This is a genomic window from Campylobacter sp. IFREMER_LSEM_CL908 (assembly GCF_025771545.1).
GTDB classification, from domain to species: Bacteria; Campylobacterota; Campylobacteria; order Campylobacterales; family Campylobacteraceae; genus Campylobacter_D; species Campylobacter_D lari_D.
This window is the reverse complement of the sequence record NZ_JAKMQK010000040.1, coordinates 1-529: the sequence shown is the minus strand read 5'-3', so window position 1 is coordinate 529 and position 529 is coordinate 1. Positions and strand designations below refer to the sequence as shown.

Genomic DNA, 529 nt, shown 5'->3' with positions numbered 1-529 from the left:
CAATGGAGTAGCAGGATCATAATATTCAATTTTTCCATCTTCAATATCACTTATACCACAATTAGCCGCATTTACATCAGCTCCATATTTGATTAGCACTTCCACACAAGCTCCTATAGGTTTCTCATCAGATTCTGCAGCTCTATGCAAAAGGGTTTCTCCTGTATTAGTAAAGCTAAATTCACTTTCTGTTTTAATGGCTCTCATATTAGGATTTGCTCCTAGTTTTAAAGCTTCTTCTAAATACTTCACTTCTTCGCCGCATAATATCCATTCATGTAAAGGAGTGCTGCCGCTTTCTTCATTATAAGTTTCAAATGTGCATCCTTTTTTAAAAAAATACTCTATTACTTCTTTATTTTTTCCATCTCTATCAATATACCTACTAAGTGCATTGTATCCAAAGCACACTTCATTGGCTTTAAGTCCTAAATTTTCAAAATACTCCATCATTTCAAAACTTTTACTTTTATCATAAGCAATTCCTGCACAAGCTAAAGCGATAACAGGATCGATAATAGCTCTTTTG

The 529-nt window shown here is 33.6% G+C and carries 1 protein-coding gene; it reads right to left on the bottom strand.

What is annotated here, in order from left to right; all coding sequences use genetic code 11:
- Positions 1 to 529: ankyrin repeat domain-containing protein (locus L8U04_RS08280; protein ID WP_263709825.1), on the bottom strand; the 529-nt coding region annotated here is incomplete at both ends.